General features: G+C 58.7%; 16 protein-coding genes. 14 read left to right on the top strand and 2 right to left on the bottom strand.

The genetic code is table 11. The features are described 5' to 3' along the window. Nucleotides 1-145: 145 nt before the first annotated feature. The 11 genes from FO014_RS08725 to hemB all read left to right on the top strand — a co-directional run bounded on the left by FO014_RS08725 (nt 146) and on the right by hemB (nt 9,886). Complete coding sequence (locus FO014_RS08725; RefSeq protein ID WP_105229404.1) at nt 146-928, top strand: tyrosine-protein phosphatase; 783 nt, start codon at nt 146-148, stop codon at nt 926-928. Between the two features lie 90 nt (nt 929-1,018). Further along, nucleotides 1,019-1,549, top strand: a complete 531-nt coding sequence (locus FO014_RS08720) for a DedA family protein (protein WP_105229405.1) — start codon at nt 1,019-1,021, stop codon at nt 1,547-1,549. A gap of 125 nt (nt 1,550-1,674) precedes the next feature. Further along, nucleotides 1,675-3,210, top strand: coding sequence for a DNA recombination protein RmuC (gene rmuC / locus FO014_RS08715; RefSeq protein WP_160029028.1), 1,536 nt, complete (start codon nt 1,675-1,677; stop codon nt 3,208-3,210). 80 nt (nt 3,211-3,290) lie between these two features. Then, nucleotides 3,291-4,046 carry a bifunctional demethylmenaquinone methyltransferase/2-methoxy-6-polyprenyl-1,4-benzoquinol methylase UbiE gene (gene ubiE / locus FO014_RS08710; RefSeq protein ID WP_160029026.1) on the top strand — a complete coding sequence of 252 codons (756 nt, stop codon included), beginning with the start codon at nt 3,291-3,293 and terminating at the stop codon, nt 4,044-4,046. Between the two features lie 13 nt (nt 4,047-4,059). Beyond that, nucleotides 4,060-4,668, top strand: coding sequence for a ubiquinone biosynthesis protein UbiJ (gene ubiJ / locus FO014_RS08705; RefSeq protein WP_160029024.1), 609 nt, complete (start codon nt 4,060-4,062; stop codon nt 4,666-4,668). Next, a complete protein-coding gene (gene ubiB / locus FO014_RS08700) occupies nt 4,665-6,296 on the top strand; it encodes a ubiquinone biosynthesis regulatory protein kinase UbiB (protein WP_160029022.1) in 1,632 nt (543 codons plus the stop codon). Before ubiJ ends, ubiB begins: the two co-directional genes overlap by 4 nt. A gap of 133 nt (nt 6,297-6,429) precedes the next feature. Next, nucleotides 6,430-6,693 (top strand): Sec-independent protein translocase subunit TatA, encoded by a 264-nt coding sequence (tatA, locus tag FO014_RS08695; protein ID WP_160029020.1) that lies wholly within the window; start codon nt 6,430-6,432, stop codon nt 6,691-6,693. Between the two features lie 3 nt (nt 6,694-6,696). Then, nucleotides 6,697-7,239: a Sec-independent protein translocase protein TatB gene (tatB, locus tag FO014_RS08690; protein ID WP_160029018.1), complete on the top strand. Its 543-nt coding sequence runs from the start codon at nt 6,697-6,699 to the stop codon at nt 7,237-7,239. Between the two features lie 3 nt (nt 7,240-7,242). After that, nucleotides 7,243-8,013: a Sec-independent protein translocase subunit TatC gene (tatC, locus tag FO014_RS08685; protein WP_160029016.1), complete on the top strand. Its 771-nt coding sequence runs from the start codon at nt 7,243-7,245 to the stop codon at nt 8,011-8,013. 53 nt (nt 8,014-8,066) lie between these two features. Next, entirely contained in the window at nt 8,067-8,849 is a 783-nt protein-coding gene (tatD, locus tag FO014_RS08680; protein WP_160029014.1) for a 3'-5' ssDNA/RNA exonuclease TatD, read from the top strand. Between the two features lie 14 nt (nt 8,850-8,863). Continuing rightward, a complete protein-coding gene (gene hemB / locus FO014_RS08675; protein WP_105229411.1) occupies nt 8,864-9,886 on the top strand; it encodes a porphobilinogen synthase in 1,023 nt (340 codons plus the stop codon). Between the two features lie 33 nt (nt 9,887-9,919). Here hemB and rfaH read toward each other — a convergent pair whose 3' ends face one another. Then, nucleotides 9,920-10,408: a transcription/translation regulatory transformer protein RfaH gene (gene rfaH, locus FO014_RS08670; protein WP_160029012.1), complete on the bottom strand. Its 489-nt coding sequence runs from the start codon at nt 10,406-10,408 to the stop codon at nt 9,920-9,922. Between the two features lie 274 nt (nt 10,409-10,682). On the opposite strand from rfaH, the gene pepE reads away from it, so the two are divergent. The 3 genes from pepE to fre are packed head-to-tail and all read left to right on the top strand — an operon-like array spanning nt 10,683 to nt 13,738. Beyond that, entirely contained in the window at nt 10,683-11,408 is a 726-nt protein-coding gene (gene pepE / locus FO014_RS08665; protein ID WP_160029010.1) for a dipeptidase PepE, read from the top strand. 56 nt (nt 11,409-11,464) lie between these two features. Further along, entirely contained in the window at nt 11,465-12,985 is a 1,521-nt protein-coding gene (ubiD, locus tag FO014_RS08660) for a 4-hydroxy-3-polyprenylbenzoate decarboxylase (protein WP_160029008.1), read from the top strand. Nucleotides 12,986-13,036: 51 nt separating this feature from the next. After that, nucleotides 13,037-13,738: an NAD(P)H-flavin reductase gene (fre, locus tag FO014_RS08655; RefSeq protein WP_160029006.1), complete on the top strand. Its 702-nt coding sequence runs from the start codon at nt 13,037-13,039 to the stop codon at nt 13,736-13,738. A 149-nt stretch (nt 13,739-13,887) separates the two neighbouring features. Here the strand turns inward: fre and fadA are convergent, their stop codons facing one another. Further along, nucleotides 13,888-15,051: an acetyl-CoA C-acyltransferase FadA gene (gene fadA / locus FO014_RS08650; RefSeq protein ID WP_160029004.1), complete on the bottom strand. Its 1,164-nt coding sequence runs from the start codon at nt 15,049-15,051 to the stop codon at nt 13,888-13,890. Nucleotides 15,052-15,061 lie beyond the last annotated feature (10 nt).

Below are 15,061 nucleotides of genomic sequence, written 5' to 3'. Positions count from 1 at the left end.
GCGGTAAAAAGTTTTGCGCCTTTTCAGTCATACTCCCTTGTCTGTTGCCGCAACTTGAATTATTTAGGGTATAACCTTCAGCGTCCGCCCGCTTTGTCCACTCGCTGCGTTGGCGCTTTCTCAGACAATAATCAAGAGGATGTCTATGACCGCCCAAATTCTGCTCCACCCCTCGCTTGCGCCACTGGATGGCGGCATCAACTTTCGTGATTTAGGCGGCAACAGCGCTGCCGACGGACGGCGCATCAAGCGCGGCCTGTTGTTTCGTTCCGGCTCGCTGGAACGCCTGACGGAAAACGACTGTACGTTCCTGGCGGGCGTCCCGGTGCGTTCGGTGCTGGACTACCGCGATACCGATGAGGTGCAGGCCAAGCCGGATATTTTATGGCAGGGGGCGCAGTACCACCATTTCCCTGCCAACCCGCTGAGCAATGAAGTGAACGCCAACCTGGAAAAACTCACCAGCGAGACGCTGGCGACGTTTGATGCGCGTGCTTTTATGCTGGAGCTGTATCGTCGTCTGCCGTTTGGCAATGCGGCCTATCAGCAGCTGACGAGCCTGCTCGGCAACCCAGCGGAAGGGGCCATTGTGCAGCACTGTGCGGTTGGCAAGGACCGTACCGGGGTCGGCTCTGCGCTGGTGCTGTTTGCGTTAGGCGCGGACGAGGCGACGGTGGTGGAAGATTACCTGCTGACGGAAACCACGCTGGCCGCCTTCCGCGAACAGATGCTGGATCAGCTGTCGGTACGTCTGAATGAGTCTGCGCTGGCGCAGTTTGCCTATGTGCTGAGCGCCCGTGAAGAGTTTCTGATGACGGCGCTGGGCTGTATCCGCGAACAGTACGGCAGCACCGACCGCTGGCTGGAGGCGGAGTATGGCCTGGGCGCCAGCCAGCGTGCCGCGCTGCAGGCGCACTATCTGGAGTGAGGCGGCTATCGCCGCCGCGTTTAGCCGGGGTTTAAGCAGCCCCGGCGAGCATAGGATCTAACTATCACAGCGCCGTAAAGGAGCCTGTCTTTGAGTCTCAGCGACGTTATTCACTGGGTCAGCGACGTCGTGCGGCAGCACGAGGGCTGGGCCATTCCGATTATTTTCTTCCTGGCCTTCGGCGAATCGCTGGCGTTTCTTTCCCTGCTGCTGCCGGCGACGGTGATCCTGCTGGCGCTGGGCGCGCTGATCGGGGAAAGCGGCATCGCCTTCTGGCCGATCTGGGCGGCGGCGGCGGCCGGCGCATTCTTTGGCGACTGGCTCTCTTATTGGATCGGCTACCGCTATCAGGACCGCGTGGCCCATATGTGGCCGCTGTCGCGCAATCCGCAATTACTGGTGCGCGGCCATGCGTTCTTTGAACGCTGGGGCGTGCTGGGCATTTTCTTCGGCCGTTTCTTCGGCCCGCTGCGCGCGGTGGTGCCGCTGGTCGGCGGTATCTGCGCCATGCCGCAGCGCTATTTTCAACTGGCCAACCTGACCTCGGCGATGATCTGGGCGTTCGGCATTCTTGCGCCGGGGGCGTTCGGTATCAAGTGGTTAAGTCAGTGGTTTGCCTAGTTTGCGCAGCGTTGCGCATAATTGCACGGCAGATAAAATTCTGACTGGACATCCATACAGTCTCCCCTTAACGTGACGGGCAGCGGGCGCGAAGCGCCGGACGGTACGGGTTAACGGGAGGCAGGGTGGATACCAGCTTGGTGTACGGTATTGGCGGCGTGGTCATCGGCATGCTGTTGGGGTGGTTGATCGCCAACCTGAGGCAGCAGCAGAACCAGGCGCATCACGAAACGGAACTGCGTTTGCTGGAGCAGTCGCTGCAGCAGGCGCAGCAGGAGATTGCGGCGCGCCAGGAGGCGGCGCAGCGGCAGGAGCAGCAGCTGCGGCAAAACGATTTGGACCTGCGTAATCTGCACGGGCAGTTCGCCGCAGCGCGGGAGAAGCTACAACAGCTTGAACACTGGCGTGGCGAGTGTGAGCAGCTCAACCAGGAGCTGCGCGCCCAGCGCGAGGTCAACAGCATGCAGGAGGCCGAGCTGCGTGAGGTGACGATTCGCCTGGAAGAAACGCGCATGGCGGCCGAAGAGAAACAGCGGCTGCTGATCAACAGCGAGCAGCGGCTGACCACCCAGTTTGAGAATCTGGCTAACCGCATCTTCGAACACAGCGGCCGTAAGGTGGATGAACAGAACCGGCAGAGTCTGGATCGGCTGCTGCTGCCGCTGCGCGAACAGCTGGACGGCTTTCGTCGTCAGGTGCAGGACAGCTTTGGCCAGGAAGCGCGGGAGCGCCACACCCTGACTCACGAGATACGTAATCTGCAGCAGCTGAATGCGCAGATGGCGCGTGAGGCGATCAACCTGACCAAAGCGCTGAAAGGCGATAACAAAACTCAGGGCAACTGGGGCGAGGTGGTGCTCAGCCGGGTACTCGAGGCCTCCGGCCTGCGGGAAGGGCATGAGTATGAAACGCAGGTGAACGTGCGGCTGGACCATCAGAGCCGTATGCAGCCTGACGTGATCGTGCGTCTCCCGCAGGGGAAAGACGTGGTGATCGACGCCAAAATGTCGCTGGTGGCCTATGAGCGTTACTTCAACAGCGAAGATGAGGCGGAGCGCGAAGCCGCGCTGAATGAGCATATCGCCTCCCTGCGCGGGCATATCCGGCTGCTGGGGCGTAAAGACTACCAACAGCTGCCGGGGCTGCGCTCGCTGGACTACGTTCTGATGTTTATTCCGGTGGAGCCGGCGTTCTTGCTGGCCATTGATCGCGAGCCGGAGCTTATCAGCGAAGCGCTGAAGCACAATATTATGTTGGTCAGCCCGACAACGCTGCTGGTGGCGTTGCGCACCATCACCAACCTGTGGCGCTATGAGCACCAGAGCCAGAACGCCCAGCGCATTGCTGACCGCGCGGCGCGGCTGTATGACAAGATGCGCCTGTTCGTCGATGATATGTCGGCGCTGGGGCAAAGCCTGGATAAGGCGCAGGGCAGCTATCGACAGGCGATGAACAAACTCAGCGAAGGCCGTGGTAATCTTATCGGCCAGATCGAGGGCTTTCGCGCCTTGGGGGTTGAGGTGAAACGGCCGATAAACCCGCAGCTGGCGCAGCAGGCCAGCGAGCAGGAGCGGCAAGATGCTCAGGTGGCCGGTGACGCCGCCGGTGCGCTGCCAGGGGCAGAGGCAAAAGATGCTACCGACCAGGCGTCGCAGGGATGAAAACTGCGGCGAGGTGGGGTATTTCGTGGGGTTCTGGTACACTCCACAACTACAAAATTGACTGAATAGCAGGCAAGACAATGGCAGATCAATCGCAGGAAACCACAGATTTCGGTTTTCGTACCGTAGCACGTGAAGAAAAACAGGCCATGGTGGCCGATGTTTTTCACTCGGTAGCGGCCAAATATGACGTAATGAATGACCTGATGTCATTCGGCATTCATCGGGTCTGGAAGCGTTTTACCATTGATTGCAGCGGCGTGCGCCGCGGTCAGCACGTTCTGGATCTGGCCGGTGGCACCGGCGATCTGGCCGCCAAGTTCTCACGCATGGTCGGGGAACAGGGGCAGGTGGTACTGGCGGATATCAACGAATCCATGCTGAAGATGGGGCGCGATAAGCTGCGCGATCGCGGCATTGTCGGCAACATCAACTACGTGCAGGCCAATGCTGAAGCGCTGCCGTTCCCGGATAACTATTTCGACTGCATCACCATCTCTTTCGGTCTGCGTAACGTTACCGATAAAGACAAGGCGCTGCGTTCGATGTTCCGCGTGCTGAAGCCGGGCGGCCGTCTGCTGGTGCTGGAGTTTTCCAAGCCGCTGCTGGCGCCGCTGAGCAAGGCCTACGACGCCTACTCCTTCCATGTGCTGCCGAAAATCGGCGAGCTGGTGGTGAAGGATCCGGAAAGCTACCGCTATCTGGCGGAATCCATCCGTATGCATCCCGATCAGGAAACCCTGAAAGGCATGATGCAGAACGCCGGCTTCGACAACGTCAGCTACTTCAACCTGACCGGCGGCATCGTCGCACTGCACCGGGGCTTTAAGTTCTGATATGGACATGCCGATGCTGTTAACCCCGCTGCTGACCGGCGTGTTGGAAACGTCGCTCAATAGCCTGCTGTTCCGCGATCGCAGCATGAAGGCCGCGCGTCAGCGTTTGGCCGGCAAGGTGCTGCGGATTGAACTGCAGGAGTTTTCTGCGCCGCTGGTGCTGATTTTCAGCGAACAGCGGGTCGACGTGCTGGGGCAATCCGAAGATGCTGCCGACTGCACGGTGCAGACGCGTATTCCGGTGCTGCTGAAATTGCGTGACCGTCAGCAGCTGTCGCCGTTGATGCGCAGCGGCGAGCTGGTTGTCGAAGGCGATATTCAGGTGGTGCAACAGCTGGTCGGGCTGCTGGATTTGGCGGAGTGGGATCCGGCAGAGTGGCTGGCGCCCTACATCGGCGATATTGCCGCACAGGGTATTACGCAGGTGATGGGCAAAGGCGCCTGTCTGCTGAAGTCCGGCCTGCAGCGCCAGCAGCGCTACGTGGCGGAAACGCTGACCGAAGAGTGGCGCGTTGCGCCGGGGCCGCTGGAAGTGGTGTGGTTCAACGAAGAAGTGGACGCCGCAACCCGCAGTCTGGAAGCCTTATTGGCCCGCATGGACAAGTTGGAGGGTAAGCGATGACCCCTGGCGAATTACGCCGCCTGTACTTTATCGTTCGCGTTTTTCTTAGCTACGGCCTGGATGAGCTAATCCCTAACATGCGTCTGACCCTGCCGCTGCGTTTTGGCCGGCGTTTACTGTTCTGGATGCCGAACAAACACAAGGATCAGCCGCTGGGCGAACGTCTGCGTTTGGCATTGCAGGAACTGGGCCCGGTGTGGATCAAGTTCGGCCAGATGATGTCGACGCGGCGCGATTTGTTCCCGCCGCACATTGCCGACCAGCTGACGCTGCTGCAGGACCGCGTAGCGCCGTTTGACGGCGCGCTGGCGCGCAAGCATATCGAGCTAGCGCTGGGCGGGCCGCTGGAAGAGTGGTTTGACGACTTTGAACAACAGCCCTTGGCTTCGGCGTCGATTGCGCAGGTGCATACCGCCCGCCTGAAAACCACTGGCAAGGAAGTGGTGCTGAAGGTGATCCGGCCTGATATCGGGCCGATTATCAAGGCCGACGTGCGCCTGATGTACCGCCTGGCCGGCTGGGTGCCGAAACTGTTGCCGGACGGCCGCCGCCTGCGGCCGCGTGAAGTGGTGCGCGAGTATGAGAAGACCCTGCTGGACGAACTGAACCTGCTGCGTGAAGCGGCGAATGCCATTCAGCTGCGGCGTAACTTCGACGGCAGCCCGATGCTTTACGTGCCGGAAGTTTATTCCGATTACTGCCGCGAGAGCCTGTTGGTGATGGAGCGCATCTACGGCATTCCGGTGTCGGACATCCCGACGCTGGAAGCGCAGGGCACCAACATGAAACTGCTGGCCGAGCGTGGCGTGCAGGTGTTCTTCACCCAGGTGTTCCGCGACAGCTTCTTCCATGCCGATATGCATCCGGGCAATATCTTTGTCAGCTATGAGCACCCGGACGATCCCCGCTATATCGGCATTGACTGCGGTATCGTCGGCTCGCTGAACAAAGACGACAAACGTTACCTGGCGGAAAACTTTATCGCCTTCTTTAACCGCGACTACCGCAAGGTGGCGGAACTGCACGTCGATTCCGGCTGGGTGCCGCGCGATACCAACGTGGAAGACTTTGAATTCGCCATCCGTACCGTGTGCGAGCCTATTTTTGAAAAGCCGCTGGCGGAGATTTCATTCGGCAACGTGCTGTTGAACTTGTTTAACACCGCGCGCCGTTTCAATATGGAAGTGCAGCCGCAGCTGGTGCTGCTGCAGAAGACCCTGCTGTACGTTGAAGGCCTGGGGCGGCAGCTTTACCCGCAGTTGGATCTGTGGACCACGGCGAAACCTTTCCTGGAAAGCTGGCTGCGAGATCAGGTCGGCATTCCTGCGGTGATCCGCGCCCTGAAAGACAAGGCGCCGTTCTGGGCGGAGAAGCTGCCTGAATTGCCGGAATTATTTTATGATAGCCTGCAGCAGCATAAACTGTTGCAACAAAGCGTTGATAAGCTGACCCATCAGATGCAGGCGCAGCGCGTCCGGCAGGGACAGTCGCGGTATTTGTTCGGCGTTGGCGCTACACTGATAGTAGGCGGCTCTGTCCTGCTGCTGGGCGGTACCGAGGTACTGCCGGCCTGGATGATGGCCGGAGGGATCGTCGCCTGGATCGTGGGCTGGAAGCGTGCGAGCTGAATCTGCCTTTCGTTGACCGCGTTTGCGCTTGTCAGCGTAATGTAAAAGTCGACGAGGCACTCGTAACCCGGTTAACAGTTGCCGTATAATGCGGCAACGTTGAATAACCCCTGTAAATCTAGAGGTAATTGTAATGGGCGGTATTAGTATTTGGCAATTGTTGATCATTGCGGTGATCGTGGTGCTGCTGTTTGGTACCAATAAGCTCCGTACGCTGGGCTCAGATCTCGGCGCATCAATCAAGGGCTTCAAAAAGGCGATTGGCGACGACAACAACACCTCGCCAACCAACACGACGGAAAAAACCAGCCACGATGCTGACTTTGCGGCCAAGCCTATCGCGGATAAGCAGCCGGAAACGAAAACTGAAGAGTCGAAGAACAAAGAGCAGGTATAAACCGTGTTTGACATTGGTTTTAGTGAGCTGCTGCTGGTACTGGTGATTGGTCTGGTTGTGCTGGGGCCGGAACGGTTGCCGGTTGCGGTAAGAACAGTTGCGGGCTGGATCCGTGCTCTGCGTTCTCTGGCGGCATCGGTGCAAAATGAACTCTCTCAGGAGCTGAAGCTGCAGGAACTGCAGGACAGCCTGAAGAAAGCGGAAAATGCCGGTCTGCAAAATCTGACGCCGGAGCTGAAGGCGTCGATGGATGAGCTGAAAGAAGCGGCCGACTCGCTGAAGCGTTCGTATCAGCCTGGTGCCGATGCTGAAGCCAACACTATCCATAATCCACGGACCGACGAACCTGAGGCGGCGCATGACGACGTGATCACGGGTGAGGCGGCGAACCGCGCCGCGCCGGCCGCCGACGCGAAAACCACGCTGCCGGCGGCGGAAGCGCCGGCGCAGGAATCTGTAGCGCCGACCTCGTCTGCGGTCAAGGCTCCCGTCACGTCTGCTGCGGACCACACCCCAGCGTCCCACTCATCTAATGGCGATCGTTAAAACATGGCTGTGGAAGACACCCAACCGCTTATCAGTCATCTGATCGAACTGCGTAAGCGGCTGTTGAACTCAATCATCAGCGTACTGGTGATCTTTGTTGCGTTGGTATTTTTTGCCAATGATATTTATCAGCTGGTTTCTGCGCCGTTAATCAAGCAGCTGCCGGCCGGGGCGAGCATGATAGCCACCGACGTGGCTTCTCCTTTCTTTACCCCGATTAAACTGACGATGATTGTTTCGGTGTTCGTTTCGGCGCCGGTCATCCTGTATCAGGTCTGGGCATTTATTGCGCCGGCGCTGTATAAGCATGAACGCCGCCTGATGATGCCGCTGCTGTTTTCCAGCAGCGTCCTGTTCTATCTGGGCATGGCGTTTGCCTACTTTATCGTGTTCCCGCTGGCGTTCGGCTTCTTTGCCAAAACCGCGCCGGCCGGCGTATTGATTGCTACCGATATTAACAACTACCTCGACTTTGTGATGGCGCTGTTTATGGCGTTTGGCGTGGCGTTTGAGGTGCCGGTTGCGATAATTCTGCTGTGCTGGAGTGGCGTCACCTCGCCGGAAGACCTGAAGAAGAAGCGTCCTTATGTGCTGGTCGGCGCCTTTGTGGTGGGGATGCTGCTGACGCCGCCGGACGTGTTCTCGCAGACGCTGCTGGCTATCCCGATGTATCTGCTGTTTGAAGTCGGCATCTTCTTTGCCCGCTTCTACGTCGGCAAGCGACGGCCGCAGCCGGAAGAAGAGGATGAGGGTGAAGAACACCCGACGTCCTGAGTTATTGTTATTGCCAAGCCGCCCTGATGGGCGGCTTCTGTTTTGGAAAAGCCATGTTTGATATCGGTGTTAACCTGACCAGTTCACAATTTGCCAAAGATACCGCTCAGGTGGTTGAGCGCGCCCGGGAAGCCGGCGTCACGGGGATGTTAATTACCGGCACCGACCTGCCGGAAAGCGAGGCGGCCAGCGCGCTGGCGCGGCAGTACCGAGGGTTCTGCTGGTCTACCGCCGGGGTGCATCCGCATCAGGCCAGCAGCTGGAACGATGATATCGCTCTGCAGATAGGCGCATTGGCCGCCAGGGAGGAAGTGGTGGCCATTGGTGAGTGCGGGCTGGATTTTAACCGCAATTTCTCTACGCCGCAGGAACAGGAGGCGGCCTTTAGCGCGCAGCTGGCGCTGGCGGCGGAGCTGGCGATGCCGGTGTTTTTACACTGCCGTGATGCGCACGCACGTTTTGTCGCATTGCTGGAGCCTTGGCTGGATAAGCTGCCGGCCGCCGTCGTGCACTGTTTTACCGGCAACGAAGAGGAACTGGCAGGCTGCCTGTCGTTGGGCTTATCCGTCGGCATTACCGGCTGGGTGTGTGATGAGCGTCGCGGCCTGGCGCTGCGCGCGCTGTTGCCGAAAATTCCCGTTGACCGGTTGCTGCTGGAAACCGACGCGCCGTATTTGTTACCGCGGGATTTGCAGCCAAAACCCGCCTCGCGTCGTAATGAACCCTGTTTTCTGCCCCATATCGTCCGTCAGGTGGCAACCTGGCGTCAGGAAGATGCGCAATGGCTGGCGCAGGAAACCGATCGTAACGCCCGCCGGTTATTCCGGTTGGCATGAGTCAGGAGAAGAGTATGAGCTATGCGTTTCCGGGCACTTTCCCGGGGCGTCGCATGCGTCGCGTGCGTCGCCATGATTTCAGCCGCCGCCTGGTGGCTGAAAATCAACTGAGCGTTAACGATTTGATTTATCCAGTTTTCGTGATGGAAGGCAGCCAACGTCAAGAGGCGGTCAGCTCCATGCCGGGTGTGTCACGTATGTCTATCGATCTGCTGGTCAAAGAGGCGGAAGCCATCGCCAAGCTTGGCGTGCCGGTGATTTCGTTATTTCCGGTGATTGAGTCCGCGCAGAAATCTTTGCATGCGGAAGAAGCCTATAACCCGGATGGCCTGGTGCAGCGTACGGTGCGCGCCCTGAAAGATGCGGTGCCTGAGCTGGGGATCCTGACCGATGTGGCGCTGGATCCCTATACCACACACGGTCAGGACGGCGTGATTGATAGCGACGGCTATGTGATTAACGATGTCACCAAAGAGATTTTGGTGCGCCAGGCGTTGTCACACGCAGAAGCCGGCGCAGAAATCGTCGCCCCGAGCGATATGATGGATGGTCGCATCGGCGCCATTCGCGACAGTCTGGAACAGCAGGGGCTGATCAATACGCAGATCATGGCCTACTCTGCCAAATATGCCTCTTGCTATTACGGCCCGTTCCGCGATGCGCTGGGCTCCAGCGGCAATCTGAAAGGCGGCAACAAAAAAACCTATCAGATGGATCCGGCCAATAGCGACGAAGCGCTGCAGGAAATTGCGCAGGACCTGCAGGAAGGCGCGGATATGGTGATGGTGAAGCCTGGCATGCCGTATCTGGATGTGGTGCGCCGCGTTAAGGATAACTTTGGCGTGCCGACATTCGCCTATCAGGTTTCCGGTGAGTATGCGATGCATATGGCGGCAATCCAGAATGGTTGGCTGCAGGAGCAACCGGCCATTATGGAATCGCTGATGTGTTTCAAACGCGCCGGTGCCGATGGTGTGCTGACCTATTTCGCCAAGCGCGTGGCGCAGTGGTTGCATGACGAAGCGATGCAGCGCTGAGAGAGCATAAAAAGGCGCCCTGCGGCGCCTTGTTTACATCTTTTCGAACTGGCGGTTATCCAGGCTTTGCGTCACCTGTTTGTTAATCAGGTTGAGCAGCAGCATGGAGCGCGCCTCGCCGTCTGGCTCGGTATAGATAGCCTGCAGGCCCTCGAACACACCGTCGGTAATCAGCACGGTATCGCCCGGCTGCGGCGTTTCCGGGTCGACATAGGTGTCGCTGGTATGGGTGCGCAGTTCTTCGATAACCGTCTGTGGAATGATCGTTGGCAGCGAACCGAAGCGGACAAAATGGCTGACGCCGCGGGTTGCGCTGATGGTTGTGGTGTGGATCCGCTCAGGATCGAACGCCACAAACAGGTAGTTGGGAAACAGCGGTTCGTTCACCGTGGTGCGCTTGCCGCGCACAATCTTTTCCAGCGCGATTATCGGGCTAAAGCAGCCCACCGCCTGTCGTTCCAAGTGTTCCTGTGCCCGCAAGAGCTGGCCGCGTTTACAATAGAGTAAATACCAAGATTCCATAATTTCACATGCCTTTCTGTCAGCCGTTAAGCATAGCAAAAGCCATTACGGATACCTAGGCCAAGCCCCACAATCGTGAAATGGGGTTAATCAGATATAACCAACGCTGCTGGCGTAGATCGTACTTAACCTGCGGCGTTGGATGTGTCGTCACACACATATCTGCCGCACCCGGGTATAACTGTAGGCGCAAAATTTGTTACCGTGAGCAGTATGGCAAAGCGCGGCGAGCGCCAATGTGATGTTATTCATCCTTCTTAGATAAGAGAGAGCAATGGAACTATTTCTACTGAGCAACGGTAAGCTTTCCGGGGAAGCGGAGCTGCTGGGCTACGCCAAAGAACAACTGCTGGAGATGGTTGCCCGTCGTCATCTCACCTCAGCGCTGCTGATTCCTTACGCGCTGATCCGCAGTGATTATGATGAGCGCGCGCAGGAGCTGACGCAGACGCTGGGCATTCCCGTCGCCAGCATTCACCACTCGTCATCGCCGGCGGCGGCGGTTGAACAGGCTGAATGCATTCTGGTCAGCGGCGGCAACAGCTGGCTGCTGAATCAACAGCTGCATGAAAATGGCCTGATCGTCCCCATTCAGCGTGCGGTGCGTGAACGCCATGTACCGTATGTCGGCTGGAGCGCCGGCTGCAACGTGGCGACGCCGAGTATTCGTACGACCAATGATATGCCGGTACGCAACAGCGTCGTCTTGCCGTCATTAGGGCTGTTCCCGCTGCAGATTAACCCGCATTATATTGATGCGCATATCAGCGGGCATATGGGTGAAACGCGCGATGAACGCCTGGCCGAATTCTGTGCGGTCAATCCAAGCGAATCCGTTGTGGCGCTGCACGAAGGCAGTTTGCTGCATGTCTGTGACAATGCGCTGCGTTATTTCAGCCCCCGCGGGCAGGGCTACAAGCTGTTCCGCCATAATACGGCGACGCAGGAACATCAGGATACGCTGGCGCTGCAGGCGCTGGTGCCATTCGACTGCCACTGACAGCGCCGCGGCTCTGTTTAACAAAATTGCAGCATCAACCGTGAAGAGGGCTTATAATGCCCGCCTCACTGGCCGTTATAATGAACAGTATGAAATACCGTGACTTACGCGATTTCCTCTCATTGCTGGAAAAGAGAGGGGAACTAAAACGCATCAGCCAGCCTATCGATCCCTATCTGGAAATGACGGAAATTGCCGATCGCACCCTGCGTGCGGGCGGCCCGGCGCTGCTGTTTGAAAACCCGAAAGGCTATGACATGCCGGTGCTGTGCAACCTGTTCGGCACGGCGAACCGTGTGGCGATGGGCATGGGCCAGGAAGACGTCAGCGCACTGCGCGATGTGGGCAAACTGCTGGCGTTTCTGAAAGAGCCTGAGCCGCCGAAGGGCTTCCGCGATCTGTTCGACAAGATGCCGAAGTTCAAGCAGGTGCTGAACATGCCAACCAAAGTCCTGGGGGCGGCACCGTGTCAGGAACAGGTGTGGCAGGGCGATGATGTCGATCTTGGCCGCATCCCGGTGATGCATTGCTGGCCGGAAGACGCTGCGCCGCTGATTACCTGGGGGCTGACCGTGACCCGCGGCCCGGAGAAAGAGCGTCAGAACCTGGGCATCTACCGTCAGCAGGTGCTGGGTAAGAATAAGGTTATCATGCGCTGGCTGTCGCACCGCGGCGGCGCGTTGGATTTCCAGGAGTGGTGCCAGGCGCACCCCGGCGAGCGCTTCCCGGTTTCCGTGGCGTTGGGGGCCGATCCAGCCACCATCCTCGGTGCGGTGACGCCAGTGCCGGATACGCTGTCTGAATACGCCTTCGCCGGGCTGCTGCGCGGCAATAAAACCGAAGTCGTCAAATGTATTTCCAACGATCTGGAAGTACCCGCCAGCGCCGAAATTGTGCTCGAGGGCTATATTGAACCGGGCGAAATGGCGCCGGAAGGGCCATACGGCGACCACACCGGTTACTACAATGAAATCGACCATTTCCCGGTATTCACCGTCACGCATGTGACGCAGCGTCGTGACGCCATTTACCATTCCACCTATACTGGTCGTCCGCCGGATGAGCCGGCGGTGTTGGGCGTGGCGTTGAATGAAGTGTTTGTGCCGATTCTGCAAAAACAGTTCCCGGAAATCGTCGACTTCTACCTGCCGCCGGAAGGCTGCTCCTATCGCCTGGCGGTAGTCACCATCAAGAAGCAGTATCCGGGCCATGCCAAACGTGTGATGATGGGCGTTTGGTCGTTCCTGCGTCAGTTTATGTACACCAAGTTCGTGATTGTTTGTGATGACGATGTCAACGCGCGCGACTGGAATGATGTGATTTGGGCGATTACCACACGAATGGATCCGGCAAGGGATACCGTGATGGTGGAAAATACGCCGATTGACTATCTGGACTTCGCCTCGCCGGTTTCCGGGCTGGGTTCGAAGATGGGGCTGGACGCCACCAATAAATGGCCGGGGGAAACCCAACGCGAGTGGGGCCGTCCGATTGTGATGGACGAAAAGGTGCGTGCGCGCATCGATGAGATCTGGGACGAACTCGCAATCTTCAGTGACAGAGAGCCGACGCTGTAGCGTCAGCTCTCTGTTCTCAGTTTTGCATTGATGACCCGACAGAGGGAACGCATGACAATATTGAGCTGTAAAGTGACCTCCGTAGAGGCCATTACCGATACCGTTTATCGGGTACGTTTGGTGCCGGAAGCGCCGTTTTCATTCAAGGCCGGACAATATTTGATGGTGGTGATGGACGAGCGCGACAAGCGCCCGTTCTCACTGGCCTCCACCCCGTCGCAGCAGGAGTATATTGAGCTGCATATCGGCGCTTCAGAGCTGAATCTGTACGCCATGGCGGTGATGGACCGTATTTTGAAAGAGCAGGCGATTACCGTCGACGTACCGCATGGCGATGCCTGGCTGCGTGAAGACGGCAGCCGCCCGCTGGTGCTGATCGCCGGAGGTACCGGCTTCTCGTATGCGCGTTCCATTTTGCTGACCGCGCTGGAGCAGCAGCCGGATCGCGATATCGCGATTTACTGGGGCGGCCGTGAACTGCAGCATCTGTATGACCTGAGCGAGCTGGAAGCGCTGTCGTTGCAGCACCCGAATCTGCAGGTGATCCCGGTGGTGGAACAGCCAGACCCAGAATGGCGCGGCCGCAGCGGCACGGTATTGAGCGCGGTGCTGCAGGATTACGGTTCGCTGGCCGACCACGATATTTATATCGCTGGACGCTTTGAAATGGCGAAGATTGCCCGTGAGCGCTTCTGCGCTGAGCGCGGTGCGCAGGCGTCGCGCATGTTTGGCGATGCTTTCTCGTTTATTTAAGCGGGATGCGATACGGGTTGTAACAGGGGTGGCGCAAGCCGCCCTATTTTTTGTCGGTGAAACGGCAGACAGAAAAAACCCGCCCCTGACAGGCGGGAAGCACGGCAACTAAACTGAGGTGCCGACCCGGCGGGCCGGCAAAGGGTGTGTTATACGCGTTCGAACACGGTGGCGATGCCTTGTCCCAGGCCGATGCACATAGTGGCCAGGCCAAACTGCGCGTCGCGGCGTTCCATCAGGTTCAGCAGGGTGGTGGAGATACGCGAGCCGGAGCAGCCCAGCGGGTGACCCAGCGCAATAGCGCCGCCGTTCAGGTTCACCTTATCGTCAAGGCTGTCCAGAAGCCCCAGATCCTTGATGCAGGGCAGCGACTGGGCGGCGAAGGCTTCGTTCAGTTCAAACAGGTCGATGTCCTGCGTGGTTAGTCCGGCGCGCTTCAGCGCCAGCCGGCTGGCCGGTACCGGACCGTAGCCCATGATGGACGGATCGCAACCCACCACCGCCATGGAGCGGATGCGCGCACGTGCTTTCAGTCCCAGGGATTTGGCGTGCGATTCGCTCATCAGCAGCATGGCGGAAGCGCCGTCTGACAGGGCGGAGGAGCTGCCGGCGGTGACCGTACCGTTCACCGGGTCGAAGGCCGGGCGCAACGCCGCCAGCGTTTCCACCGTGGTTTCCGGGCGGATCACCTCATCAAAATCGTAGCGGGTCAGTACGCCATCGGCATCGTGACCGGTGGTGGCGACGATCTCCTGTTTAAAATGACCGGCCAGAGTAGCGGCATGGGCCCGCTGGTGCGAACGTGCGGCGAACTCATCCTGCATCTGGCGGCTGATGTTATGCATCTTGGCCAGCATCTCGGCGGTCAGCCCCATCATGCCGGCGGCTTTGGCGACCGAACGACTGAGGCCTGGGTGGAAATCAATGCCGTGGTTCATCGGCACGTGGCCCATGTGCTCGACGCCGCCGATCAGGCTGACCTGCGCATCGCCGACCATAATGGCGCGAGCGGCGTCGTGTAGCGCCTGCATGGAGGAGCCGCACAGGCGGTTCACGGTAACGGCGGGCACCGTATGGGGAATTTCCGCCAGTAGTGCGGCATTACGCGCGACGTTAAAGCCTTGCTCCAGCGTTTGCTGTACGCAGCCCCAGTAAATATCGTCAATTGCGCTGGGTTCCACTACCGGATTGCGGCTGAGCAGCGTACGCATCAGGTGGGCGGACAGATCCTCGGCGCGCACCTGACGGAAGGCGCCGCCTTTTGAGCGGCCCATCGGCGTACGGACGGCGTCAACAATAACTACGTTTTCCATCTTTTATGAC

Origin of the sequence: Serratia rhizosphaerae (assembly GCF_009817885.1) — a bacterium.
Taxonomy (GTDB): Bacteria; Pseudomonadota; Gammaproteobacteria; order Enterobacterales; family Enterobacteriaceae; genus Serratia_B; species Serratia_B rhizosphaerae.
Note: the sequence above shows the minus strand (reverse complement) of the source record. Positions and strands in the feature narration are given on the sequence as shown.